This is a genomic window from Chromohalobacter sp. 296-RDG (assembly GCF_029889885.1).
Taxonomy (GTDB): Bacteria; Pseudomonadota; Gammaproteobacteria; order Pseudomonadales; family Halomonadaceae; genus Chromohalobacter.
The window spans coordinates 1-23528 of the sequence record NZ_JARANY010000026.1 but is presented as its reverse complement, the minus strand read 5'-3'; the positions used below and the strand labels follow the sequence as shown (position 1 = coordinate 23528).

At 59.7% G+C, this 23528-nt stretch carries 23 protein-coding genes; 15 read left to right on the top strand and 8 right to left on the bottom strand.

What is annotated here, in order from left to right:
- Positions 1 to 146 precede the first annotated feature (146 nt).
- Positions 147 to 1508 (top strand): MFS transporter, encoded by a 1362-nt coding sequence (locus OP495_RS10830; RefSeq protein WP_280563978.1) that lies wholly within the window; start codon positions 147 to 149, stop codon positions 1506 to 1508.
- Positions 1509 to 1590: 82 nt separating this feature from the next.
- On the opposite strand, the gene OP495_RS10825 is transcribed toward OP495_RS10830, so the two are convergent.
- The gene (locus OP495_RS10825) at positions 1591 to 2100 is read right to left on the bottom strand and encodes a zinc ribbon-containing protein (RefSeq protein WP_280563977.1); all 510 of its coding nucleotides are present in this window, start codon (positions 2098 to 2100) and stop codon (positions 1591 to 1593) included.
- A gap of 179 nt (positions 2101 to 2279) precedes the next feature.
- Here OP495_RS10825 and leuS point away from each other — a divergent pair, with 179 nt between their 5' ends.
- From leuS to OP495_RS10795, 6 genes are all read left to right on the top strand, one after another.
- Entirely contained in the window at positions 2280 to 4850 is a 2571-nt protein-coding gene (leuS, locus tag OP495_RS10820; protein WP_280563976.1) for a leucine--tRNA ligase, read from the top strand.
- A 57-nt stretch (positions 4851 to 4907) separates the two neighbouring features.
- Positions 4908 to 5402 carry an LPS assembly lipoprotein LptE gene (lptE, locus tag OP495_RS10815; protein WP_280563975.1) on the top strand — a complete coding sequence of 165 codons (495 nt, stop codon included), beginning with the start codon at positions 4908 to 4910 and terminating at the stop codon, positions 5400 to 5402.
- Entirely contained in the window at positions 5399 to 6457 is a 1059-nt protein-coding gene (holA, locus tag OP495_RS10810) for a DNA polymerase III subunit delta (protein ID WP_280569151.1), read from the top strand. The genes lptE and holA overlap by 4 nt, the downstream gene beginning before the upstream one ends.
- Before the next feature lie 51 nt (positions 6458 to 6508).
- Complete coding sequence (locus tag OP495_RS10805) at positions 6509 to 6985, top strand: DUF488 family protein (RefSeq protein ID WP_280563973.1); 477 nt, start codon at positions 6509 to 6511, stop codon at positions 6983 to 6985.
- A 158-nt stretch (positions 6986 to 7143) separates the two neighbouring features.
- Positions 7144 to 8040, top strand: a complete 897-nt coding sequence (locus OP495_RS10800) for a glycine betaine ABC transporter substrate-binding protein (protein ID WP_280569147.1) — start codon at positions 7144 to 7146, stop codon at positions 8038 to 8040.
- 66 nt (positions 8041 to 8106) lie between these two features.
- Complete coding sequence (locus tag OP495_RS10795; RefSeq protein ID WP_280569145.1) at positions 8107 to 10146, top strand: CocE/NonD family hydrolase; 2040 nt, start codon at positions 8107 to 8109, stop codon at positions 10144 to 10146.
- Positions 10147 to 10155: 9 nt separating this feature from the next.
- On the opposite strand, the gene OP495_RS10790 is transcribed toward OP495_RS10795, so the two are convergent.
- A complete protein-coding gene (locus OP495_RS10790; protein ID WP_280569143.1) occupies positions 10156 to 11016 on the bottom strand; it encodes a nitrilase-related carbon-nitrogen hydrolase in 861 nt (286 codons plus the stop codon).
- A gap of 257 nt (positions 11017 to 11273) precedes the next feature.
- On the opposite strand from OP495_RS10790, the gene OP495_RS10785 reads away from it, so the two are divergent.
- The 7 genes from OP495_RS10785 to OP495_RS10755 all read left to right on the top strand — a co-directional run bounded on the left by OP495_RS10785 (position 11274) and on the right by OP495_RS10755 (position 18138).
- On the top strand, positions 11274 to 11939 hold the full coding sequence (locus OP495_RS10785; protein WP_280563968.1) for an ABC transporter permease: 666 nt from the start codon (positions 11274 to 11276) through the stop codon (positions 11937 to 11939).
- Positions 11940 to 12017: 78 nt separating this feature from the next.
- Positions 12018 to 13199, top strand: coding sequence for an ABC transporter ATP-binding protein (locus OP495_RS10780; protein ID WP_280563967.1), 1182 nt, complete (start codon positions 12018 to 12020; stop codon positions 13197 to 13199).
- Between the two features lie 3 nt (positions 13200 to 13202).
- Positions 13203 to 13934, top strand: a complete 732-nt coding sequence (locus tag OP495_RS10775; protein WP_280563966.1) for an ABC transporter permease — start codon at positions 13203 to 13205, stop codon at positions 13932 to 13934.
- Positions 13935 to 14000: 66 nt separating this feature from the next.
- Positions 14001 to 14885, top strand: coding sequence for a glycine betaine ABC transporter substrate-binding protein (locus OP495_RS10770; RefSeq protein ID WP_280569141.1), 885 nt, complete (start codon positions 14001 to 14003; stop codon positions 14883 to 14885).
- Between the two features lie 91 nt (positions 14886 to 14976).
- Entirely contained in the window at positions 14977 to 15855 is an 879-nt protein-coding gene (locus tag OP495_RS10765; RefSeq protein WP_280569139.1) for a glycine betaine ABC transporter substrate-binding protein, read from the top strand.
- A 108-nt stretch (positions 15856 to 15963) separates the two neighbouring features.
- Positions 15964 to 17283, top strand: a complete 1320-nt coding sequence (locus OP495_RS10760; RefSeq protein WP_280569135.1) for an MmgE/PrpD family protein — start codon at positions 15964 to 15966, stop codon at positions 17281 to 17283.
- 12 nt (positions 17284 to 17295) lie between these two features.
- Positions 17296 to 18138: a nitrilase-related carbon-nitrogen hydrolase gene (locus OP495_RS10755; protein ID WP_280569133.1), complete on the top strand. Its 843-nt coding sequence runs from the start codon at positions 17296 to 17298 to the stop codon at positions 18136 to 18138.
- Between the two features lie 84 nt (positions 18139 to 18222).
- On the opposite strand, the gene OP495_RS10750 is transcribed toward OP495_RS10755, so the two are convergent.
- Together OP495_RS10750 and OP495_RS10745 are read right to left on the bottom strand one after the other, a co-directional pair.
- Complete coding sequence (locus OP495_RS10750) at positions 18223 to 18699, bottom strand: YbhB/YbcL family Raf kinase inhibitor-like protein (RefSeq protein WP_280569132.1); 477 nt, start codon at positions 18697 to 18699, stop codon at positions 18223 to 18225.
- 122 nt (positions 18700 to 18821) lie between these two features.
- Positions 18822 to 19721, bottom strand: a complete 900-nt coding sequence (locus OP495_RS10745; protein ID WP_280563961.1) for a LysR family transcriptional regulator — start codon at positions 19719 to 19721, stop codon at positions 18822 to 18824.
- A gap of 420 nt (positions 19722 to 20141) precedes the next feature.
- Here OP495_RS10745 and OP495_RS10740 point away from each other — a divergent pair, with 420 nt between their 5' ends.
- A complete protein-coding gene (locus OP495_RS10740) occupies positions 20142 to 21062 on the top strand; it encodes a DMT family transporter (RefSeq protein WP_280563960.1) in 921 nt (306 codons plus the stop codon).
- Between the two features lie 76 nt (positions 21063 to 21138).
- Here the strand turns inward: OP495_RS10740 and OP495_RS10735 are convergent, their stop codons facing one another.
- The 4 genes from OP495_RS10735 to OP495_RS10725 form a co-directional block, all read right to left on the bottom strand.
- Positions 21139 to 21261 carry a hypothetical protein gene (locus OP495_RS10735; protein ID WP_280563959.1) on the bottom strand — a complete coding sequence of 41 codons (123 nt, stop codon included), beginning with the start codon at positions 21259 to 21261 and terminating at the stop codon, positions 21139 to 21141.
- 575 nt (positions 21262 to 21836) lie between these two features.
- On the bottom strand, positions 21837 to 21914 hold the full coding sequence (locus OP495_RS18810; protein WP_348521308.1) for a hypothetical protein: 78 nt from the start codon (positions 21912 to 21914) through the stop codon (positions 21837 to 21839).
- Positions 21915 to 22217: 303 nt separating this feature from the next.
- Positions 22218 to 22694, bottom strand: a complete 477-nt coding sequence (locus tag OP495_RS10730; protein ID WP_280563958.1) for a nucleoside deaminase — start codon at positions 22692 to 22694, stop codon at positions 22218 to 22220.
- A gap of 108 nt (positions 22695 to 22802) precedes the next feature.
- The gene (locus OP495_RS10725) at positions 22803 to 23129 is read right to left on the bottom strand and encodes a hypothetical protein (RefSeq protein WP_280563956.1); all 327 of its coding nucleotides are present in this window, start codon (positions 23127 to 23129) and stop codon (positions 22803 to 22805) included.
- Between the last annotated feature and the right edge of the window lie 399 nt (positions 23130 to 23528).

Here is a 23528-nt window from a genome sequence, read left to right as displayed (position 1 = left end):
CGCTTCCAGCTATATAGCAGTCGCTTACATTACCTTTATAGGCAAAGACTCAGGCTATCGTCGACGGGGTTATAGGCCTTTAGTCGTACTCCAAAGGCACGGGCTCTAACAACAATCTCGCCTTTCATCTCGCATGGAGTGCCATCATGTCCACACCTCCGTCTTCAAATTCTCAGGACATTGGCGATGTCGATATCGCCACACTAAAAAAAGTCATTGCTGCTTCAGCCATCGGCAACTTCGTCGAGTGGTTCGACTTTGCGATATATGGGTTTCTCGCGGTCATCATTTCCCAGCATTTTTTCCCACCTGGCAACCCAACTCTTGCATTGCTACAAACCTTCGCAGTATTTGCCGTCTCTTTTGCTCTCAGGCCTCTTGGAGGACTTTTCTTCGGCATGCTCGGGGATAAGATAGGCCGCAAGCGAGTACTTTCAATAACCGTCATCATGATGGCAGGCTCCACGACAGTGATCGGACTACTGCCTACATATGCCAGCATCGGTCTACTCGCGCCGTTGTTATTAGCCCTGGCACGTTGCCTGCAGGGATTTTCAGCAGGCGGCGAATATGCAGGTGCTTGCGCGTTTGTGATGGAACACGCTCCTCAAGAAAAGAAAGCACGCTACGGCAGCTTTGTTCCTGTCTCAACGTTCGTGGCCTTTGCCACAGCTGCCGGGCTTGCGTATTGCATCGACCTTGTCATGTCAGAGGCGACATTACAGAACTGGGGATGGCGGCTCCCCTTCCTAATCGCAGCGCCATTGGGACTCATTGGTCTTTATATGCGCTTACGGCTGGATGAGTCGCCCATCTTTCAGATGCTGAAATCCCAGCCAGTGACTCACCACGCCCCCTTGCGGGAAACTATCCGTGAACATGGCCGCACCTTGCTTTGCCTGGGCGCTTTCATCTCGGCCACGGCTTTATCGTTTTATATGTTCACGACATATTTTACGACTTACATGAAGGTGGAAGGTGACGCTACGCGCACGGCTTCTCTATTGGCTAGTCTGGGAGCCTTGATCTTTGCCGCTTTTCTATGTCCGATTATTGGACGCTATTCAGACTGGGTGGGCCGCCGCAGAACGATACTCACTGCGGGGTTGAGTCTCATGATTGCGGTATTCCCTGCTTACTTATTGGCCGGTAGCGGAGAATTGTGGAGCGCCATGCTGGGCGCCATCATGATGGCCATAGGGGCTGTCGTCTGTAACGTCGTCACCGCCGTACTGCTCTCCGAACAATTCCCCACCCGCGTACGCTATACGGCTTCTGCCCTGTGCTATAACGTGGCGTATACCGTGTTTGGCGGCACGGCCCCGCTCATTGCGACCTGGTTAATCGATGTGACAGACAATTCTCTTTCACCCGCGTTTTACTTACTTGTCATCTCACTGCTGGCGTTGTGGGGTGGCCTGAAATTGCCAGAATCATCCAGGCGCTCACTGCATGAAGACGACGATTGGGAAGAGCGTTCGGAGTCACTCTCCATGCGCATGAACTGACCCGATAGCGACGCCGTATTTTCCAAGGCTTGCGCATGCAGCGCACCTTTCCAATACGGCGTCTTTTGCATTCCGCGCTTATTTAGCTACTGGTCCGCGCGAAGTAACGATGCCCGCACTGATGGCAGGGCTCGAGGCGGGTGATCGATTCAAGCACGACTTCCGCGTCACAGTGTACGCAACGCATACGGCCGGGCACGGCCATCTCACCTTCGACATAATCCGCGCGCGCCGCTTCGAGATCGTCCTCGAAGCGGGCTCGGTCGACGGCGGTACGGTCAGCGATGGAAAACAGCGCCTCGGTGACTCGCCGCGAAATGGTACTCAGATCGATGCCCAGCCAGGTAGCAATGCCCTCGCCGCCTCGCGCCAGGAACCCCCGCAAGTCACGCATATCGCGCTCGACCCAGGCACGCAGCAAGGCCAATTCATCCTTGGTGTAGGTCTCGAGTTCCGCCTCGAACTCGATGGCGTCGTCCATTTCGCGCTGCAACGACTCCCAGGACAGATCGCCAGCACCTTTTTCGAGACGCCCGAGAACCCGCTCATAGGCGCGGCTCAGACGATGCTCTTGATCGTGACGTTCGCTCATAACGCTTCTCCTGATCTGTCGTCGACGCCATGCCCCTACCTGTAGGCGCATGACTGGGGTATCCTGACGGCCTGTCGTAACATACGGACAACGTCCCGCCCAGCTCCGTTCTACCATATCGCGAGGCCGGGCGTTATCCGCTTCAAGCCAAGCCTAACGCAAGGTGCCAGATCAAACCGATGGACGCACAGTACACGCCGCACGCAACCGAATCCGCCGCCCAGACCTTCTGGGAAACCAACCAGTGCTTCAAGGCCGTCGAGGACGCGACCCGGGAGAAGTTCTACTGCCTGTCGATGTTCCCCTATCCCAGCGGCAAATTGCACATGGGGCACGTGCGCAACTACACCATCGGCGATGTGGTCTCGCGTTTTCAACGCATGCAAGGCAAGAACGTCCTTCAGCCCATGGGCTGGGATGCCTTCGGCATGCCTGCCGAAAACGCCGCGATCAAGAACCAGGTCCCGCCCGGGGCCTGGACCTACGACAACATCGACGCCATGCGCCGTCAGCTCAAGGCGCTGGGATTCGCCTACGACTGGAACCGCGAATTCGCCACCTGTGACGTCGACTACTACCGCTGGGAACAGTGGTTTTTCACCAAGCTGGTCGAACAAGGCCTGGTGTACAAGAAGATGTCGACCGTCAACTGGGACCCCGTCGATCAGACGGTGCTTGCCAACGAGCAGGTGATCGAAGGGCGCGGCTGGCGCAGCGGCGCGCTGGTCGAGCGCAAGGAAATCCCCCTGTGGTTCCTCAAGATCACCGATTACGCCGACGAGCTGCTCGCCGATCTGGACGAGGTCGACTGGCCCGAACAGGTCAAGACCATGCAGCGCAACTGGATCGGCAAGTCCACCGGCGTTGAATTGACCTTCGATGTCGCCGGTCAGGCCGACCCGCTCGTGGTCTACACCACGCGTCCCGATACGCTCTATGGCGCCACCTACATGGCGCTGGCCGCCGGCCATCCGTTGGCCAAGCAGGCGGCCGCCGACAATCCGGCATTGGCCGATTTCCTGGTGGAGTGCCAGCACGCCGGCAGTTCCGAAGCCGAGCTTGCGACCATGGAAAAGAAAGGCATGGACACCGGCCACAAGGCGCTTCATCCGCTGACGGGTCGCGAAGTGCCGATCTTCGTGGCCAACTTCGTGCTCATGGAATACGGCACCGGCGCGGTCATGGCCGTGCCCGCCCATGACCAGCGCGACTGGGAATTCGCCACCAAGTACGACATCGCCATCGAACCGGTGATTGCCGATGCCGAGGGGAACGTGCCGGATTTGTCCCAGGGCGCACATGCCGAGCACGGCAAGTTGATCAACTCCGGCGAGTACGACGGGCTCGACTTCGAAGCGGCCTTCGACGCTATTGCCGCCAAGCTAGAAGCCAACGGACAAGGCACGCGGAAGACCAATTTCCGTCTACGCGACTGGGGCGTAGCGCGTCAGCGTTACTGGGGTGCACCGATTCCGGTCAAATACGGGCCCGAGGGCCAGACCGTGCCACTCACCGATGACGAACTGCCGGTCGCCTTGCCGATGGAAGTCGAGGTCGACGCCTCCGGCTCACCGCTCAAGAAGATGCCGGACTTCTATGATCTCGGCGAGGGCTGGACGCGCGAGACCGACACCTTCGACACCTTTATGGAATCCTCCTGGTACTACGCGCGCTTCGCCAGTGCCGACAACATGGAAGCGATGCTCGACGAACGCGCCAACTACTGGCTGCCGGTGGATCTCTACATCGGCGGCATCGAGCATGCGATTCTGCACCTGCTCTACGCGCGCTTCTTTCACAAGCTGATGCGCGATTTCGGCCTGGTCGAGAGTGACGAGCCCTTCCAGCGCCTGCTCACCCAGGGCATGGTCATCGCCGAGACCTTCTATCGTCACAACGCCGACGGCAATAAGGACTGGTTCAATCCTGCCGATGTCGACGTCAAGCGTGACGACAAGAGCCGCCCCGTCAGCGCCGTGCTACGCGAGGATGGCCAGCCGGTAGAAATGGGCGGCATCGAGAAGATGTCCAAATCCAAGAACAACGGCGTCGATCCGCAGGCGATGATCGACCGTTTCGGCGCCGACACCGTGCGCTTGTTCATGATGTTCGCAGCGCCGCCGGAGCAATCGCTGGAATGGTCGGACTCCGGCGTCGAGGGCGCGCACCGCTTCTTGAAGCGACTCTGGAAACTCGTCGCCGATCATCTCGACGCCGGCACGCCCGCCACGCTAGATGTCGACGCGCTCAACGACGAACAGAAGACGTTGCGCCGCAAGACCCACGAGACCATCGCCAAGGCCAGCGACGACATCGGCCGCCGGACCACCTTCAACACCGCCATCGCTGCGGTCATGGAACTGGTCAACGCCATCGGCCGCTTCGAGGACACTTCGCCACAAGGCCTGGCGGTGCTGCGCGAGGCACTGGAAACCAGCGTGCTGATCCTGGCGCCGATCGTGCCGCACGCCTGCCATGCGCTATGGGAAGCCCTGGGGCATGAGACCCCGGTCATCGACGCCGACTGGCCAGTCGCAGACGAAGCAGCGATGGTCAAGGACAGCGTCGAGCTCGCCGTGCAGGTCAACGGCAAGTTACGGGCTCGTCTCGAGGTCCCGGCGGCGGCCGACAAAGCAGCTGTCGAGGCCCAGGCGCTCGAGGCGGAGAACGTACGTCGCCATACCGAGGGCAAGACCGTGCGTAAAGTCATCGTCGTGCCCGGCAAGCTGGTCAATATCGTCGCCAACTGACTCGGCCCATACGCCCGCTCCTCATAGGGGCGGGCCCAAGCCCTCAAGGAGGCCTGCGTGAAGCGCCGTTCGCTCATCATCCGATCTCTGCTCCTGCTGACCCTGACGACATTGCTCGCCGGGTGCGGTTTTCAACTGCGCGGGCTCGACGCTGCCGCGCTCGACATTCCCGCGCTGACGCTGTCCTCCCCCGACGGACGCTTCGAAGACGCCGTGGAACAAGCGCTGAAAGGCACCGGCACCACGCTCGAGGACAACGCCCCGCTACGCGTCAACCTGAGCGAGGAGCAGGTCCGTGAGACACGCCTGACTCAGGGAGTCAGCGGGAATCAGGAACGCCGCCTGACCCTCAGCGTGCCGTTCTCGGTACAGCGCAGCGAAGACAACGCCTACCTGCTCGACCAGCAGACTCTCGAGGCCAGCACCACGCTGAGCGTCGACAACAACAATCTGCTGTCGCAGGACGAACTGCACGACGAAGCGCTCGATTCATTGCGTCGGGAGGCGGCGCGGCAACTCGTCGACCGTCTGCGCGCGCTTGAGACGCCATGAAAGTTTTTCCCGACAAGCTCGACGAGGCGCTCGGCAAGCGCCTCCAGCCAGTCTACATCGTCGCCGGCGACGAGCCGTTGATCCACATGGAAGCGTGCGACGCTATCCGCGCCGCGGCACGCCAGCGTGGTGTCGAGGAACGCGAGGTACTCCACGTGGAAAATGGCTTTCAGTGGGGACGGCTCACGGAGTCGGCAGCGAGCATGTCGTTGTTTGCCTCGAGCAAGCTCATCGAGTTGCGCCTGGGCAGCCAGTCACCAGGGCAAGAAGGTGCCAAGGCACTTGACGCCTACGCCCGACAGGCCAAGGACAGCGACGACATCCTCCTGATCAGCAGCGGGCGTCTCGACCGACGCGCGCAATCCAGCGCCTGGTTCAAGGCGCTGGACAAGCTCGGCGTATTCGTCCCAGTTTGGCCAGTGGATCACCAGCGCCTGCACTTCTGGGTGCGAGATCGCGCGAGCCGTCATGGGCTGTCGATGGACATGGACGCAGCACGTCTGCTCGGCGAGCGTACCGAAGGCAACCTGCTGGCCGCCGACCAGGAGCTGCAGAAGCTGGCGCTACTCAATCCGCCCAATGCCCGGCTCGATACCCAGGCCATTGCCGGCGGCGTGGAGGACAACGCACGCTACGATGTCTTCACGCTGATCGACGCCTGCTTGCGCGGCGACCGCGTGCGCGTCTCGCGCATCGTCAGCGGATTGCGCGGCGAAGGCATCGAAGCGCCGGTGGTACTCTGGGCATTGACGCGCGAGTTGCGCATCTTCCTTTCGCTGGCGCAACATCTCGATCAAGGGCAAAGCCTCGATCACGCCTGCAAGTCACAGCGTCCGCCGATCCCCGACAAGCGGCGTCCGCTTTACCAGCAGGCCTTGAAGCGGATGCCGCTCAAGCGGCTACACAAGCTGTTATTGTTCGCACAGCGCCTGGACCTGGCCATCAAGGGCGCCGCGGCGTTACCCGTCTGGGAGGGGCTTCACGACTTGTCGCTCACCTTGGCCGGTGGGCGTGGTCCTCTGGCCGAAATGGTCTATTCCTATCGTATCACCTAGGTCGACATTTCCATCTGGCAAAGGGCACGTATCAAGCGAAGGAGCGCTGGGATGTCGTATACGATCGCACTCAAACGTATCTATCAGGCCGCCGAGGAAAACGATGGTGCCCGTGTTCTCGTCGATCGCCTATGGCCACGCGGCAAGCGCCGTGAATCGCTGCACCTCACCGACTGGTACCGCGACGCCTCACCCTCCAACGGCTTGCGCCGCTCCTGGCACCAAGGAGAGCTCAACGACACCGTGTTCAGCCATCGCTATCGTTGGGAAGTCGAGGACGATCCCGACGTCTTGCTACCCCTCATGCGCTGGACGCGCGAAGGCACGCTCACCTTGCTGACCGCCTCCCGAGAACCGGAGCATTCACACCTCCCTCTGCTACGCGACATGCTGCTCAAGGCATTAGCAGACGAAGACCGCGAGGCCGGCGATCACACACCCGCGTCTTCGCCGTGCTATGCCGATCAGGTCACCCCGCCAAACGTCGACGGCACGTCTTCGACGGATACTTCTTCCCCCAGCCACTGATCGTTATCCGATCATGGCGCATACCTTGTCATCTGTTTGCGTTCAAAATCGCAGGCATCATGGATTCTCATCAATCCCGGCAGCGGGGTGCGTTATTGTGGATGGCGATGGAAATCGCATCTGATAACACTCTATAACAGCGGAGGTATGTCGCTGCCATGCAACACCCCCTCAAGACACTACTTACAACCTTGGGACTGAGTCTTTCCGTCGTCGCCACTACGGCACATGCGCAAGACGACCCCATCGTGGTTGGCGGGCTCAACTACACCGAACATCTAATTCTTACTTCGGCTACCGTCCAACTGCTCAAAGCCAACGATTACTCTGTCGAGAAACGCGACGGACTTGGCACCTCGGTACTACGCCAGGCGCAGAAAAACGGCCAGGTCGATCTCTACTGGGAATACACCGGCAATTCGGTGATCCTGTTCCATGACCAGCCGCAACCCGACAACGCCGCCGAGACTTATGCCACCGCCAAGCGCCTGGACGCCGAGAAAGGGCTGGTCTGGCTGAATCCCTCGGACACCAACAACACCTATGCGCTCGCCATGCGCGAGGCGGATGCCGACAAACGTGACATCCACACCCTCTCGGACCTGGCCGAGGCCATGAACGACGGCGCCGACCTGACACTTGCTTCCAATGCCGAGTTCTATGCCCGCGACGATGGCCTGCGTCCGCTTCAGAAAGCCTACGACTTCCGGTTTCCACGCTCGAACGTCAAGCGCATGGATTCAGGGCTGACCTACAACGCACTGCGTGACGGCGAAGTCGACGTGGCACTGGTCTTTGCTACCGATGGCCGCAATGGCGCTTTCGACTTCGAGGTGCTCGACGACGACAAGCAATTCTTCCCGGTCTATCAGCTAGCACCGGTAGTTCGCGAGGAAACGCTCGACGCACATCCCGATCTACGATCCGTGCTCAACGAAATGTCCGCCACCTTGAACGACTCGACGCTGATCGATCTCAACCGTCGTGTAGACGTCGACGATCAGAACATCGAAAAGGTCGCGCATGACTTTCTGACCGAAAACGACCTGCTCTAAGGCCTCGCCCACTGCTTTTCCAGGGGGCGATGCCGTAATCGCCCCCTACCGACGACAGGACAAACCATGTTTCCGAGTGGAAGCCAACCCGATGCTCGGGAAGTGCATGACTTCCCGTACCCGATCGTCGAGGAACCGGCACTGTTCATTCCGCTGCCCGACGGCAGCCGACTCGCGGCACGGATGTGGCGACCGGCGGACGCCGAGACCCATCCCGTGCCCGCGATCATCGAGTGCATTCCCTACCGCAAGCGGGATGCCACCAGTGCCGACGACGAACGCATGCACCCCTACTTCGCCGGCCACGGCTATGCCGCGCTGCGTATCGACCTGCGCGGCAGCGGTGACTCGGACGGCGTGCTCGCGGACGAATACCTGGCCAGCGAGCAGGACGACATCGTCGCCGTGATCGCCTGGCTCGCCGAGCAGCCCTGGTGCAGCGGCCGCGTCGGCATGCTGGGCATTTCCTGGGGCGGATTCAATTCCCTGCAGGTGGCCTCGCGCCAGCCGCCGGCGCTCGGCGCGATTATCGCCGTCGGCGCCACCGTCGACCGCTATCACGACGACGTCCACTACAAGGGCGGCTGCGTGCTCAACGAGAACTTCGGCTGGGCGGCCTCGTCGCTTTCCTTCATGTCGCGACCGCCGGACCCCGCCTTGCGCGACGACTGGCGCGAACTCTGGCAGCACCGACTCGCCCATCAACCCTTCGTCGCCGAGAACTGGTTCGATCACCAGACGCGCGATGCATACTGGCGCCACGGCTCGGTATGCGAGGATTATTCGCGTCTGAAGACGCCGACTCTGGCCGTCACTGGCTGGGCCGACGCCTACGTCAACTTCGTCTCCGAGATTCTCGAGCACGCGCCCTGCCCCCGGCGCGGTATCGTCGGCCCCTGGCCGCACGCCTATCCGCACCTGGCGATGCCAGGGCCGACCATCGGCTTTCTCCAGGAAGCCCTTCGCTGGTGGGATTACTGGCTGAAGGACCGCGACACCGGCATCATGGAGGAGCCGCTATACCGCGTGTTCTGCCCGTCCTTTTCCGAGGCCGATCCGCAACGCCTCGACGTGCCCGGCGAATGGCTCGCCGAGACCCAGTGGCCGAGCCCGCACATCGCCTCCAGGCCCCTGGCGCTGGGCAACGGCGAGCTTCATGACCCGAAAGACGACACCGCCCGTCCCAGAGTGGCCAGGCTGCGCGCGCCCGCCGACAACGGCCTGCAATGCGGCGAGTACATCCCCCACAGCAGCGGCCCCGAGATCGCCGGCGACCAGCGTGGCGACGATGCCCACTCGCTCACCTACGACACCGATCCGCTGGATGCCGACACGGTGATCCTGGGGCGCCCCACGCTCTCGCTGCGGGTCAGCGTCGACCAGCCGCGCGCCAACCTGATCGTACGCTTGTGCGACGTCTCGCCCGAGGGCGTCTCGCAACGCATCTCCTACGGCGTGCTCAATCTCTGCCACCGCGACAGCCATGCCACGCCCTCCGACGTACCGTGCGATACGCCACTCGACGTGACCGTGTCACTGAACCAGACCTGCTATCGCTTCATCGCCGGGCATCGGCTACGCGTCTCGGTGACCACCGCCTACTGGCCGCTGATCTGGCCGAGTCCTTATCCGGTGACGCTGACACTGCACGAGGCCGACTCGCGGCTCACGCTGCCCCAGCGTACCTCGCACGAGGCACCGCCGGTGACATTCGAACCCGCAGTCTTTTCCGGGCCCATGCAACACCAGGTCGTACGCGCGGGCGAACAGTCACGGGATGTCGCCCACTCGCTGACCGACGGCTGGACCCGGCATGCCATCATCGACGACTTCGGCGAGATTGCCTACGACCACGGCCTGACCAACATCGCCTCGGCGGACGAGCGCTACGCCATCCACCCCGAGGCCCCGGCCACCGCGACCATGAGCAAGAGCTGGCGACAGGCCTTTCAGCGCGACGACTGGCAGGTACACACCGAGACCTGGGCAGAGCTGAGCTGCGATGCCGAATGGTTCTACCTGGAAGCGCGCCTGCAGGCCTTCGAGGACGGCGAACGCTTCATCGACCGACACTGGAAAACGCGCCGCCGCCGGCGCTGGGTGTAGGCCACGGCCTCAGCCGCGACGCTCCCGCTCTAGCCGCTGCGCCATCAGCGAAGTCACCAGCGGGGTATCGGCGTCGCGGTGGGTCGGCATCGCGAAACGTGCGGCGTCGATCGCGTCGGTGTCGATATCGGCGCTGACGAGGGTCTCGCCATCCTCGGCCCGTGCCAGCACCCAGCCGTCGACGCCGACGATGCAACTGCCACCCCAGAACCAGGCGTCGCCCTCGGCCCCGTAGCGATGCGCCATGACCATCGGCGTGGCGTACATCATGGCGTAGAACTTCAAACAGATCAGCCAGTTGCCTTCGTCGTCGAAATCGCCGTCGACCATTCCCGTCGCCGCGTTGACCGGCGCCAGCATCACGTCAGGCCGCTCCAGCATGGCCGCGTGGGCCAGGCCCGGATTCCAGAGATCGGCGCAGATCATCACCCCGCAGTCGAGACCGTCAGTGTCAGCGACGGTGAGTGCCTGCCCTTTGCCGAAATGCTTGCCCTCCTCGTGCCCACCGTAAGTACAGAGGTTAAGCTTTCGGTGCACAGCGACGACGCGACCATCGCACAGGCACGCCATGGCGTTGACGTATTCGCCGCGGCCGCAACGCTCAACGAAGCCCACCACGGTCAGCATGTCGCCGGCAGCCTCCGCCAGCTGGAGCAAACACGGGTCATCGCGGTCCATCGCGACCTCAGGGACACGCGTTCCCAGGTCGTAACCGGTCAACGAAAGCTCGGGGAACACCAAGACATCGACGTCCCGGTGGCGCGCCGACTCGATGACGCGACGATGCGTCTCGAGGTTGCGCGCGACATCGGCCAGGACGCAGTTCATCTGGGCGGCGGCGAGTCGATAATTCGTCCGGCGAGTACTCAAGGGGCTAGCCTCCTGCAAGAAAATCAGAACACGGCATTATCGCCAACGAGCATACGGCGAAGTCGATGCGTTGCCTATCGAACGTTCATTACCACTGAAAATGAATAACATTGCACATCCTAATGCCCAAAACAGAGGGCACTCGGGAAGAGCGTGTTATGCTCTTCACATAATACGAACTTATAAAAGTCCTTTCATATAAGAAATTTCTAAGTGCTCAAGCAAAACACTCGTTCGCGAGTGCGAGGTCCGTGCCCATGGAATTACTGCAATACTTTCTCGATAATCTCGAGTTGCTGGGAACTCTTACCCTGGAACACATCAGCCTAGTGAGTGTCGCGGTAGGGATCGCCACCCTGACCGGCGTTCCCATCGGCATCGCCATCACCAAGCACGAGCGTGCCGCCAAGGTCGTGCTGTATATCGCCTCGATCATCGTGACGATTCCGTCCATCGCCTTGTTCGGGATCATGATCCCGATCCTTTCGCTCATCGGCCAGGGCATCGGTTACTTGCCGGCGGTCATCGCGGTACTGCTGTACTCGCAGTTGCCGATCATCCGCAACACCTACACGGCCATCAACAACGTCGATCCGGCCCTTCGCGAAGCCGCGCGTGGCGTCGGCATGAGTCAAAACCAGCGCCTGCGCATGGTCGAGATCCCCCTTGCCGTGCCGGTCATCATGGCCGGTGTGCGCACCGCCGTGGTGCTCAACATCGGCGTCATGGCGATCGCCGCCTATATAGGCGCCGGTGGGCTTGGAACACTCATCAGCCGCGGTATTTCTCAATCCGATCCACGCCAGCTAATTCTTGGCGCGGTGGCCGTCAGCATACTGGCGATCATCGTTGATTATGCGCTACTGGCACTCCAGAAGCGACTGACGCCCAAGGGCATGGAGCGTGCCGCCGCCACCGCCTGACCGTCATCCGCCTACTCTCTGTCGACCCCCACTCTCTGTCGACCTGAATAAGGCTGCCGACCCGACAAGGACCGCTTAATGATTCGACTCGATAACTTGACCAAGGTCTTCGACACGCCCAAGGGCGCGGTGACCGCCGCCGACCATATCAGCATGGAGGTACCGAGCGGCGAGATCTGCATCCTGCTCGGCCCCTCGGGCTGCGGCAAGACCACCACCCTGAAGATGACCAACCGCATCGTCCGGCCGACCTCGGGCAAGGTGTTCATCAACGGTGAGGACACTTCCAGCCTCGATACCCAGGATCTACGCCGCAACATCGGCTACGTGATCCAGCAGATCGGGCTGTTTCCCAACATGACCATCGAGGAAAACATCACCGTAGTGCCCAAGCTGCTGGGCTGGGACAAAGCCAAGTACCGGGAACGCGCCCGCGAGATGCTGGATATGATCGCACTGGAGCCGGACGCCTTCCTCAAGCGTTATCCCAGCGAGCTCTCAGGCGGGCAACAACAGCGCATTGGCGTGGCTCGGGCACTGGCCGCCGACCCGCCCGTGATGCTGATGGACGAACCTTTCGGCGCCATCGACCCGATCAACCGGGCGGTGATCCAGGACGAGTTCCTGAAGATGCAGCAAGAACTGAACAAGACGATCATGTTCGTCAGTCACGACATCGACGAAGCGATCAAGATGGGCGATCGCATCGCTATCTTCCGTGATGGCAAGCTGGTCCAGTATTCGGAACCCGATGAGTTGCTCGCCGCACCCAAGAACGACTTCATCGAGTCTTTCCTCGGCGAGGACCGCGCGCTGAAGCGTCTCAACCTGGTCAAGGTTCGCGACCTCGCCAGCGAGGAAATCGGCCTGGTGCGCCCGGACGATACCCTCGCCACCGCCCTGCAGCGCATCGAGTCCTACGGGTATCTGAACAGCATCGTGATGGTCAACGACAAGCGTCAGCCGGTAGGCATCATCAACGCTTCCGTGGCTCGCACCACCCAAGGGCATTGCCGCGACCATTACCAGAGCGTGCCAGTGGTCATCAGCCTCGACGACGACCTGCGCAAGGTCGCCTCACTGATGTTCGCCAACGACATGACATGGGTTCCCTGCGTCGACGACGATGGTCGTATCGTCGGCCAGATCACCCAGCGCGCGATCACCCATCATCTGGGCTCACGCTATCGCGCTCATTCCAAGGGCGACAGCAGTGCTAAAGCCGCCGAGGCATCACCGTCACCGGCCTCCAAGGAGTAAGTCATGCCGACGCTGAACCTCGCTGGCGCCGGGCGTTTCCTGGTGCTGGTGGTCGTCTTTCTGGCCGGTATCTGGAGTCAGTCCAGTGGCTTGATCGACGACTTCATCTTCTACCTACCCGATATCCAGTTCCTGGCCGTGCAGCATCTGTGGCTGACCGCCATGTCCGGAGGCCTGGCGATCCTCGTCGCCATTCCGTTAGGTATCTTGCTATCACGCCCCAGCATGGCACGGGTCGCCGAGTCCATGATGCAGGTACTCAACGTGGGCACCACCATCCCCACGCTTGCCGTGCTGGCGCTGTCGATGAGCTTTCTCGGCATCGGCACCGTCCCGGCGGTGTTCGGGCTTTTCGTGGCCACGCTACTGCCTATTGCCCGTAACACCTACACGGGCCTCAAGGGCGTCGATCCGGCATTGATGGAAGCCGCGGCGGGCATCGGCATGTCGCCCACCCAGCGGCTGCTGCGGGTCGAGCTACCCAATGCCCTGTATGTCATCTTCGCCGGCATCCGTACCGCGTTAGCCATCAACATCGGCACGGTACCGCTGGCTTTCCTGATCGGTGCCGGCGGCCTGGGCGAGTTGATTTTTACCGGCATCGACCTCTACGAACCGGTGATGATGCTCTCTGGCGCCATCCCCACCGCCCTATTAGCGGTCGCGGTCGACATACTCATCGCCATCATCGCTTTCCTGCTGGTGCCGCGCGGAGTCAACCCATCCCGCGCCTGAACACCGCAGTAACATGCAGAGCACACGATAAGACGTACCCTTTCACAACAAATCAGGAGTGACTTCATGAAAACCTTGATGACCCTACTCACCGGCGCGGCACTGGCCGGCACCCTGGCCACCGCTCAGGCCGACGAGATCGTCGTCGGCGGCAAGAACTTCACCGAACAACAAATTCTCTCCAGCATGACCACGCAGTACCTGGAAGGACTCGGCTATGACGTTGAAAAACGTGCGGGCATGGGCTCTGCGGTACTGCGCCAGGCCCAAGAAAACGGCCAGATCGACCTCTACTGGGAATACACCGGGACCGCGCTGATCAACTACAACGACGAATCCGCCCAAGGGTTGACCATCGACGAGACCTACCAAAAGGTCAAGAAGCTCGACGCCGAGAAGGGCCTGGTATGGCTCGAGCCCTCCGACGCCAATAACACCTACGCGCTGGCCATGCGCGAGGAAAGCGTCGAGAAAACCGGCATCACCTCGCTCAGCGACCTGGCCGAGGCGGTCAACGACGACCAGGGAGTGACCTTCGCCATGAACGCCGAATTCTACGCTCGCGAAGACGGCTGGCGCCCGCTGCAGAAGACCTATGATTTCCGCGCCGGGCGTAGCGACGTCAAGCGCATGGATTCCGGCCTCGTCTACCAGGCACTGCGCGACGAGCAGGTCGACGTGGGGCTGGTGTTCGCCACCGATGGCCGCATCCCCGCCTTCAACTTCCAGGTGCTCAAGGATAACAAGAACTTCTTCCCCGCCTACGCGCTGACACCGGTCGTACGCAAGGAAACACTGAAAGCCAACCCCAAGCTGGCTGAGCATATGAACACGCTCTCCAGCCTGCTCGACAACGACACCATGTCCACCCTCAATGCCAAGGTCGACGTCGACAAGACGCCCATCGAACGGGTCGCCGAGAACTTCCTCAAGAAAAACGATCTGCTGTAACTATATTCCCCAGCGGCGGGCATCGTGTCGGTCGACGACGCAGCGATGCCCGCCGCCCATTTCTTCTTCCCGATAGCCATGAGTGTGCGCTATGAGAAAATCACTGCTTCCCCTGATCGCCGGACTGGCACTCGCCAGTAGCGCCGCCCACGCCCAGGAGATCACCGTCGGTGGCAAGAACTTCACCGAACAGCTCATCCTGTCGAGCATGACCACACAATATCTTCAGGCCCAGGGCTATGAAGTAGACCAACGCGCCGGCATGGGGACCACGGTGCTGCGCCGCGCCCAGGAGAGCGGCCAAGTGGATCTCTACTGGGAATACACCGGCACCTCCCTGATCAGTTACAACAAGGTGACCGAGGACCTCTCGCCGGCGGCCGCCTACGCGCGCGTCAAGGAACTCGATGCCGAGAAGGGCCTGATCTGGCTCGAGCCCTCCGAGGCCAACAACACCTACGCCCTGGCCATGCGGGGAGACGACGCCGAAGCACGCGGCATCGCCACCATTTCCGACCTGGCCGATGCCATCAATGGCGGCCAGGAGCTGGTGCTCGCCTCCAACGCAACCTTCTACTCGCGCGATGATGGCTTACGCCCAATGCAGGAAACCTACGGCTTCGAGTTCGGCCGGCGCAACGTGAAGCGCATGGACCAGGGCCTGACCCTGACCTCGCTGGACCAGGAAGAAGTGGACGTGGCGATGACCACGGCGACCAACGGGCGCATTCCGGCCCTCGACCTGACCGTCCTTGAGGACGACAAGGGCTTCTTCCCCGACTATGCACTGACTCCGGTGGTCCGCGAAGAAACGCTCAAGGCGAATCCCAAGCTGGACGAGCAGATGAATGCGCTCTCCGATCTGCTCGACGACAGCACCATGGCTCGCCTCAACGCCAAGGTCGACGTCGATGAAAGGCCCGTCGACAAAGTCGCCGCAAACTTCCTTGAGAAACACGATCTGCTGTAACCGGCTCGGAGCGGCGCTAGGCGCCGCATCCGGTCACGACTCAGGCCGTCTCAAGACGGTCTGCTTCATTCGTCACGCGTTTTTTGCCAGCACCCGAGGCCAACTACCATGCACGACGACGCCCCTCTCGACTGGATGCATCGTTTCGATCCATCGACCCTCGACGACAAGGCGCTTCATCAGGCCAAACGCTGCCTGCTCGATTTGCTGGGCGTGGCAGCCGGCGCCACTCGCACGCCGCTGGCTGACAAGGCCGCGCGTTTCGCGATCTCCCAACACGGCGGCGAACGTCCGCTGCTGTTCACCGCCGGCCAGGCCTCGCCCACCGGCGTCGCCCTGCACGGGGCCTGGCTGATCGACGCGCTCGACGCCCACGACGGCCAGGTGCTGACCAAGGGACATGCCGGCGTGGCCCTGCTGCCGGGCTTAATGGCGCTGCCCGAGGTGGCCGATCTCTCCGGGCGCGACTTCCTCGCCCTGCTCGCCTACGGCTACGAGATCGCCACTCGCGCGGGGATCGCCCTGCACGCCACCAGCCCGGACTACCACACCTCCGGCGCCTGGAACGCCCTGGGCGTCGCCGCCGTGGCCGCGCGCCTGCGTGGGGCCAATGTCGAAACCCTGCATCATGCCCTCGGCATCGCCGAGTTCTACGGCCCGCGCAGCCAGATGATGCGCTGCATCGACCATCCCACGATGCTCAAGGACGGCTCCGGTTGGGGCGCGATGACCGGCATCTCTGCCGCCCTGCTGGCCAAGGACGGCTTCACCGGCGCCCCAGCGCTGACCGTGACCGCGCCGGACGTGGCCAGTATCTGGCAGGACCTGGGCCAGCGCTGGTATCTCCACGAGCAGTACTTCAAGGCCTACCCGGTCTGCCGCTGGGCCCAGCCTGCGGTGGAGGCCGTGCTGTCACTGCCCGTCGAGCAACGCGACCCCGCCGCCATCGAACGCATCGAGATCGTCACCTTCCACGAGGGCAAGCGCCTACACGTGACGCACCCGACCACCACCGAGCAGGCTCAATACAGCCTGCCCTGGTCCGTCGCTTGCGCCCTGGGCCGAGGCACCGTGGATGTCGCGGGCGTCAGCGACGAACTCGACGCACCGGATCTCAAGGCCCTGGCCAGCAAGGTGGAAATCCAAGAGGACGACACCTTCAACTCGCGCTTCCCCGCCGAGCGCTGGGCGCGCGCCCGGCTGCATCTGGAAAGCGGCGAGGTCATCGAAAGTGCCGACTTCGAGGCGCGCGGCAATCCGGATCAGCCCCTCTCGGACGCCGAGGTCGTCGCCAAGTACCGGGCACTGGCCGAGCCCGTGCTGGGCGAACGGGCAGTCCGGCTGCAGGACGTGGTGATGAGCCTCGAGACACGCCCGGCCAGCGACCTGCTCGCCCTACTCGGCGCACCCACGTTTTCCAGACAATAGCGAGACGCCACCATGCACTATCAGGATCACCTTCGCGTCGGCGCCGCGCAAATCAATGCCAGCCTCGGCGATGTCGACGCCAACCTCGAGCGCCACCGCGAACGGATCGCCGAGGCTCACCAACGCGGGCTCGAACTGCTGGTCTTCCCCGAGCTCTCGCTGACCGGCTATGGCCTGGGCAACCGGGTAATCGACGTGGCCTGCCCGGCCCATGATCCGCGCCTGGGCGACCTCGCCCAGGAAGCCGGCGAGATGCAGGTGATGGTCGGCTTCGTCGAGGAAGCCAGCCCCGGCGAGTACTACAACGCCCTGGCGATTCTCCAGCACGGCAAGCTCCAGGCCGTGCACCGCAAAATCAACCTGCCCACCTACGGCGGCCTGGAAGAAGGCAAGCTGTTCACCCACGGCAGCGAGCTCACGCATCTTCCGGTGTGCCCTGGCTGGTCGGCGACCTCTCTGATCTGCGCCGATCTGTGGAACCCGGGGCTGGTGCACGCCGCCCTGCTGGCCCGCCCCACCGTGCTGTGCGCGCCGATCAACTCGGCCTCGGGCATCGTCAGCGACGACTTCTCTAACGAGCAGAACTGGGCCGTCAACCTGCAGTTTTACGCCATGACCTATGGCACCCCCGTGATCATGGCCAACCGCTTCGGCCCCGAAGGCGACAGCCACTTCTGGGGCGGCTCGCGCATTCTCGGCCCGCGCGGCGACACCCTCGCCGTGGCCGAGGACGGCGAAACGCTGATCGAAGCCCAGCTCTCACGCACCGCCATCGCCCGCGCCCGTTTCGAGCTCCCCACCCATCGCGACGCCGATACGCCACTGGTACGCGAATTGATGGAAGGCTACCGCTGAACCAGGCCCCACACGACACTCGGCGCCTTCCCTTGGGAGGCGCCGAGTTCAAAGTGCAGCAGTTTTCAATCTGTCGAGAGCTGCTTAGTCGCGGCGATACGTCCCCACCAATCGACTCATGCCCAGAATATGCGGCTCAAGCTCGTTGAGCAGCTCCGGCTGCGTCAGCCCCTCGGGTAACTCAGTAAGAGTATCCAGCGCCAGCACCCAGAAATAATACTGGTGCGGCCCGTGGCCCTGCGGGGGCATGGCGCCACCGTAGCCGATAGCGCCACCATCGTTGATACCGGCGGTACCTGTCTTTGTGCCCTCTTCCAGCGAGGTGACATCCGCCGGCAGGTTGTAGAGCAGCCAATGGACGTAGCCATAGCTGCCATCCTTGACCAGCGGCGCATCCGGATCGTGGCAGATCACCGCGAAGCCTTGGGTCCCTTCCGGCGCATCCTTCCAGCTCAAGGCCGGCGAGACATCATCACCCTCCGCCGAATGCCGCGTGGGAATCGCGCCATTCGGCGTAAAGGCGGGGCTTTCGACGTGCATGCTGGACGGTGCAAAAGGCATGGTGGCCTCCCTGAAAGCGAGATGGATCAAAAAACGGACCGGCGCCGTAACGACGCCGCCTACCTACAAGGTGATGGCGTCAGTGGAGGATTCAACCCGTTGGGCGACCGATTGCCAAGGCATTACGCCTGAGACTCACCCAAATGAAATCTGCTATTAGCCACTGCCAGCTTGGCTATCCGCTCGACCGATGGAGAGAAAGCGGGAGATAGATAGGTAGCGACAAAAGGCAGGGATGCAAATGCTGGCTGAACTTCCAATGCCTGTAACTGACTGTCGCCAGAAAACAAATCAGAAGGTAGCAATGCAACACCGGCGCCCTCGCATACTAACCTCGCCGTGACACTCATCGTATTGCAGTAGGTCAGACGGTCTGGACGAATGCTCTGCATATCAAGCCAGCGAAATTGGTCGGCATACAAGCGCGATCCGGGTGACAGGCTCAGGATGGATCGCCGAATTAAATTCATGGTGTCCAATGTCGACATTCGTTGCACCAATTCGGAAGAGCCCATCCAGGCAATAGACGCATGGCCAAGGCTGTGCCTGATAACCCGTTCTTGAAGCTGATCATCAGGGACCAAAGCAAGATCTATTGTGCCGTTGCACAACTTATCCCAAGTTTTTTCTGTAATGTCGACGTCGATATCAAGCTCGACATTCGGCATGGCGCGCTGCACATCTAACGTAAAATCAGCGAGCCACCAGAGCGCTATAGTCTCGGTACATCCTACTCGAATTCGGCCGGTGGCCTCTTCCCCGTTTTCGAAAAATAATGACAGTTCATCGCGCAAAGCGAGAATTCGCTCCGCGTATCCGATCAGTTCGCGACCAGCAGCAGTAAGAGTAACCGGTCGCTTTCCGCGCTGGAACACAACGCTGCCAATACGTTCCTCCATGTCGGCTATACGCATGGAAATATTGGGCTGTGTCGTATTAAGCCTTTCCGCAGCTGCACCGTAAGAACCGAGCCTATAGATCCAATAGGCCGTCTCAAGATGTCGGAATTCGAGTCGCATCATTATCACTTATCTCCGGGTATCAAAACATCTGATTTCCATATACACCAACGAGAGCATACAATTATCTGTAATTAATACAATGATAGCAATATACAGATCTCAGTCAAAGCAGATGCTATAATCGTAGCAACTGGATTCGAGCGACTTGAGAGCGGTATTTACTCGCACAAATTATCCAGACTTTTGAAAGAACTCGGGGATAATATAGAACATGATCACGATGAGAGCTTACACCTTGCTCCCGACTACAGCCTTGGCAGTATTGATGAATCAGGGCATCGGCTTCCCTTGTTTATGACTAGCTTCTCGCTCCGAGTCATGGTGTAGGTGATGCAGGTACTTTCCCACTACTCGCCCACCGCTCCGTAGCGATCATTTCGAGCTTGATAGACCAACTAAAAGACCAACGAGGAATAAATAATGAATCATCGTAAACTGCTAGCGAGATCAATTTCTCGCTTGATTGGTCGTGGGACTGGCTTCATCTTCGCAGGAGTTATCATCGGAGGTGGACTATCCTGGCCACTCATGAAAATAGCCCTTGAAAACACCTCCCCTCAAGTGTTTCTGATATGGCGTCTCGTCTTTGCCACTATCAGTGCTTTCGTATTGGTAATAATGACTCGTCAGCTTCGTATCCCCGGTTGCGAGGTCTGGTTTCCAATCATTTCGGTGGCCTGCCTGCAAATGGGGGCATTCCTCTGGTTGATCACGGTCGGTGTCACCATGGTCCCGGCCGGACGCGCAGCACTGCTGGCGTATACTAGTCCAATCTGGATGATACCTCTGGCTGTGTTATGGCTGGATGAAAAACTCGATCGTTCCGTCATTGCAAGTCTAGTTTTCGGGCTTGCCGGTTTGGCGTTTCTTTTTCTCCCGTCCACTCATATTTTATCTAATACACAAGCCCTAGTTGGTAACGGCCTACTGTTTCTAGCGGCCGTTGTCTGGGCCTTTCAAATAGCCCTTCTACGACGCTACCCTTCCGGGTGGTCGACATTACAGCTTCTACCATGGCAACTCTTGGTTGCGACCCTTGGGCTGTCATCACTGACAATCGTTTTCAGTGACGTCTCTTTGCTTCAAGGTCTAGATATTCGAAGCGTGTTGGTGACGACCTATGTCGGTATTGTTTCCACGACCTTTGTCTTTTGGGGTATGTTGCATATTGCCCGAACCATGCCCGCAATTTCTAGTACAGTCAGCTTTCTCGGGATACCGGTGGTTGGCCTATTAAGTTCCGTTTTGCTATTGCCAGAGAGGCTGGATGTCGGGCTTGTGGTCGGATTTGTACTGATTGCCATTGCCGTTGTCATTCAGTCTAAGAGTTCGCGACTGTGATTCCTTTTACGAACTTATAGCGCCGGCGTCGGCACTGAACTGACCCTCCAGAGCTGCACAGGCTATAGTGCAGTCATCAGAAGGACAGGATGATCTTCAACAGAATGGCCGGATCATACGCTAGACGACCGGGCGCGTCGTTGCGGTACTTGGGGTGGAAAATCGACAGGTCCAGCTTGTGCTCAATCAGGGAATGCACGGCGTGCTCAAAGGTGCCGGGTTGGAGCTGATCTTAGTAGTTGATCACCACCATCGCGCTATGATAGTGATGATTGCGGGCATCGGTTTTCTCCTCCGTGAGAGTTATCGATGCGTGCCCACTAAACCGGGGGAAGTCCACAGTCGGTTGCAGCGAACTGTTATGCAACATTTACCATTTTATCAATTCGGGTACGGATTATCTGGCGAGTCACCTTGACCGGACAGTATGTGCCAACACCGCCTCGTGTGCGGGCTTTGATTAAGCCTTGGACAAGGCGGGAGTGACTTCTTCTACTGATTCGAATATTCATATCCGCAATCGGCGCACTCATAAGTTCCAGCGGAAACGTCACTGCCATATGGAACGCAGCGCTTTTGTCGACTCTCCGTGATTTTCTTGTATGTCTTCATTTATCTCTCCTTTCGCATAACGCCCGGCTCTGCGGCAGGCAAAATCGGAGGCCATTTTCTGGCCGGAGCTTTTGCCTGTCCGACAGCAGCCGTTTGTTAACAGTTTATTGCCATTAAATTTTGAGGTCTTTGTGTGATTGTGCGCAGTCGCGCAGATAGAGATTAATGAGGCTCTGATACGGAAGGTTTTTTCTCGGCTAGATTCTTGAAATACCCGACGGTATCTTCATCCAGCCGGATCGTAACCTGCTTCTTAAGCTTCTTGGCGTATGGGTTCTTAACGGACTCTTAAAAAGCGTAATGATCACGCATGTCTGTACCCTTCATAGGTCTTTCGTTCTCGCTTGTCCGCCTTTAGCGCAGAAATGATTCGAATGATCTCACGTATTGTCAAGGTGCCGTGCCAGATACTTTTAACGTCTTGCAGAGGGCTTTTTTTCGAGTGAAGCGCGAAGCGCGTAACGGAAAAAACGACCCTCTCCATGCAATTGTTGGGCAGTATGACGATAAAAGGCATTGTTGACACGAAAATGATAACGCCAATTACGACGAGCTATGGAAACGACGATGCAACTTGTGCACCTGTTCGATAAGACTAGGAACTGGCCCCTCTACCGTTAGGTTGGGAACAACTTCGTGGATTGGTAGGCTCCGTACGGGAGGTGCCGGAACTCCGAGGGCGCTAAGCCATGTTGCCAATTGGTCTGATGAACTGATATACACGATGCGGTCGAGACCGACCCAACCGTGCGCTGCTGCACACATTGGGCAATGTTCACCGGAGGTATAGACGGTTGCCGCTGCTCTAGCTTCTAGCGTCATATTTGCCGCAGCCCACCGCGCAATCTCGAACTCTGGATGGCGGGTTCGGTCGCCGGAGGCCACTCGGTTGCGATCCTCGAAAAGCACTTCTCCGTTTCCGGAGACAAGCAAAGAGCCGAATGGCTCGTCACCCGACTCTAAAGCCTCACTTGCAAGTTCTACGCAGCGGCGTAAGTGCTGTATCTCTGAATCATTCACTATAATGGGCTCCCTGCATTTTCGTATCAGCACTGGGGGTGGATGCCGCCCAACGCTAAAGCTCAGTTGCCGCTGTGGAGCGGAGCAGCAGTCAACTGCAGCGATTTGTTAGCTTTGTTTGGCGAGAAATTTCTTGGCGTGTCGACCAACAAAACTACGCCCCGGGTTTGACCCATTAATCCATTCCTCTACAGAGAACAATTCAAACAATCCCACTTTGATCAGTGTGGGAATTGCAGCTTCCAATTGTTCTTCTACCTCGCCGCGTTCGCCTGAATTGTATAAAGCAACGTTACGCAGCATTGTTGCCACAGTGCCTGTCTGCACCTTGCTCCCGTCCTTGAGATGAACCGTGGGCAGTTCCTCCCCGTCTGCCACGACCTTTTTATTGATCGAACCAAGCTGTTCCGTATTTTTTGGCGAACCTTCAGACATCTCTGCCTCCTTCAATAACTCCGTAATAGCTAACAGGTATTAGACAGCGCGCTCGTTTTCCCACTTGAACGAGCAGACGTATTCAATCATCTTACCTAGCCCACTTTCTATACCTAAATCATTGATTTTAAAGAACACCCAGAATAATCCAGCTCGTTATACTGAATTCGCGTCTCTGCTATCTTTGCCGGTTCTATTACCCTGGAACCAACCCCGTACTCTACCCCGCTACCGCTCCCCCACGCTACCGCCAAGTGAAGCACTGAACGCTCCACTACGGTTCATTAGGTTGTATCGGTAACTCCAAACAATACTTAACCTAGCTTAATTTAACGTCGTTCAACATAGCGCTACACGAAAGGCGTAGACACGAAACGCCCGCGCCGGTGTGAGCGGCGT

Coding starts and splice junctions, on each gene's coding strand:
- OP495_RS10745 (WP_280563961.1), bottom strand. CDS start 19,721: ATGATGCGACTCGAATTCCGACATCTTGAGACGGCCTATTGGATCTAT.
- OP495_RS10795 (WP_280569145.1), top strand. CDS start 8,107: ATGTTTCCGAGTGGAAGCCAACCCGATGCTCGGGAAGTGCATGACTTC.
- OP495_RS10760 (WP_280569135.1), top strand. CDS start 15,964: ATGCACGACGACGCCCCTCTCGACTGGATGCATCGTTTCGATCCATCG.
- OP495_RS10725 (WP_280563956.1), bottom strand. CDS start 23,129: ATGTCTGAAGGTTCGCCAAAAAATACGGAACAGCTTGGTTCGATCAAT.
- OP495_RS10775 (WP_280563966.1), top strand. CDS start 13,203: ATGCCGACGCTGAACCTCGCTGGCGCCGGGCGTTTCCTGGTGCTGGTG.
- OP495_RS10830 (WP_280563978.1), top strand. CDS start 147: ATGTCCACACCTCCGTCTTCAAATTCTCAGGACATTGGCGATGTCGAT.
- OP495_RS10785 (WP_280563968.1), top strand. CDS start 11,274: ATGGAATTACTGCAATACTTTCTCGATAATCTCGAGTTGCTGGGAACT.
- OP495_RS10755 (WP_280569133.1), top strand. CDS start 17,296: ATGCACTATCAGGATCACCTTCGCGTCGGCGCCGCGCAAATCAATGCC.
- holA (WP_280569151.1), top strand. CDS start 5,399: ATGAAAGTTTTTCCCGACAAGCTCGACGAGGCGCTCGGCAAGCGCCTC.
- OP495_RS10800 (WP_280569147.1), top strand. CDS start 7,144: ATGCAACACCCCCTCAAGACACTACTTACAACCTTGGGACTGAGTCTT.
- OP495_RS10805 (WP_280563973.1), top strand. CDS start 6,509: ATGTCGTATACGATCGCACTCAAACGTATCTATCAGGCCGCCGAGGAA.
- leuS (WP_280563976.1), top strand. CDS start 2,280: ATGGACGCACAGTACACGCCGCACGCAACCGAATCCGCCGCCCAGACC.
- OP495_RS10770 (WP_280569141.1), top strand. CDS start 14,001: ATGAAAACCTTGATGACCCTACTCACCGGCGCGGCACTGGCCGGCACC.
- OP495_RS10740 (WP_280563960.1), top strand. CDS start 20,142: ATGAATCATCGTAAACTGCTAGCGAGATCAATTTCTCGCTTGATTGGT.
- OP495_RS10780 (WP_280563967.1), top strand. CDS start 12,018: ATGATTCGACTCGATAACTTGACCAAGGTCTTCGACACGCCCAAGGGC.
- OP495_RS10750 (WP_280569132.1), bottom strand. CDS start 18,699: ATGCCTTTTGCACCGTCCAGCATGCACGTCGAAAGCCCCGCCTTTACG.
- OP495_RS10825 (WP_280563977.1), bottom strand. CDS start 2,100: ATGAGCGAACGTCACGATCAAGAGCATCGTCTGAGCCGCGCCTATGAG.
- OP495_RS10765 (WP_280569139.1), top strand. CDS start 14,977: ATGAGAAAATCACTGCTTCCCCTGATCGCCGGACTGGCACTCGCCAGT.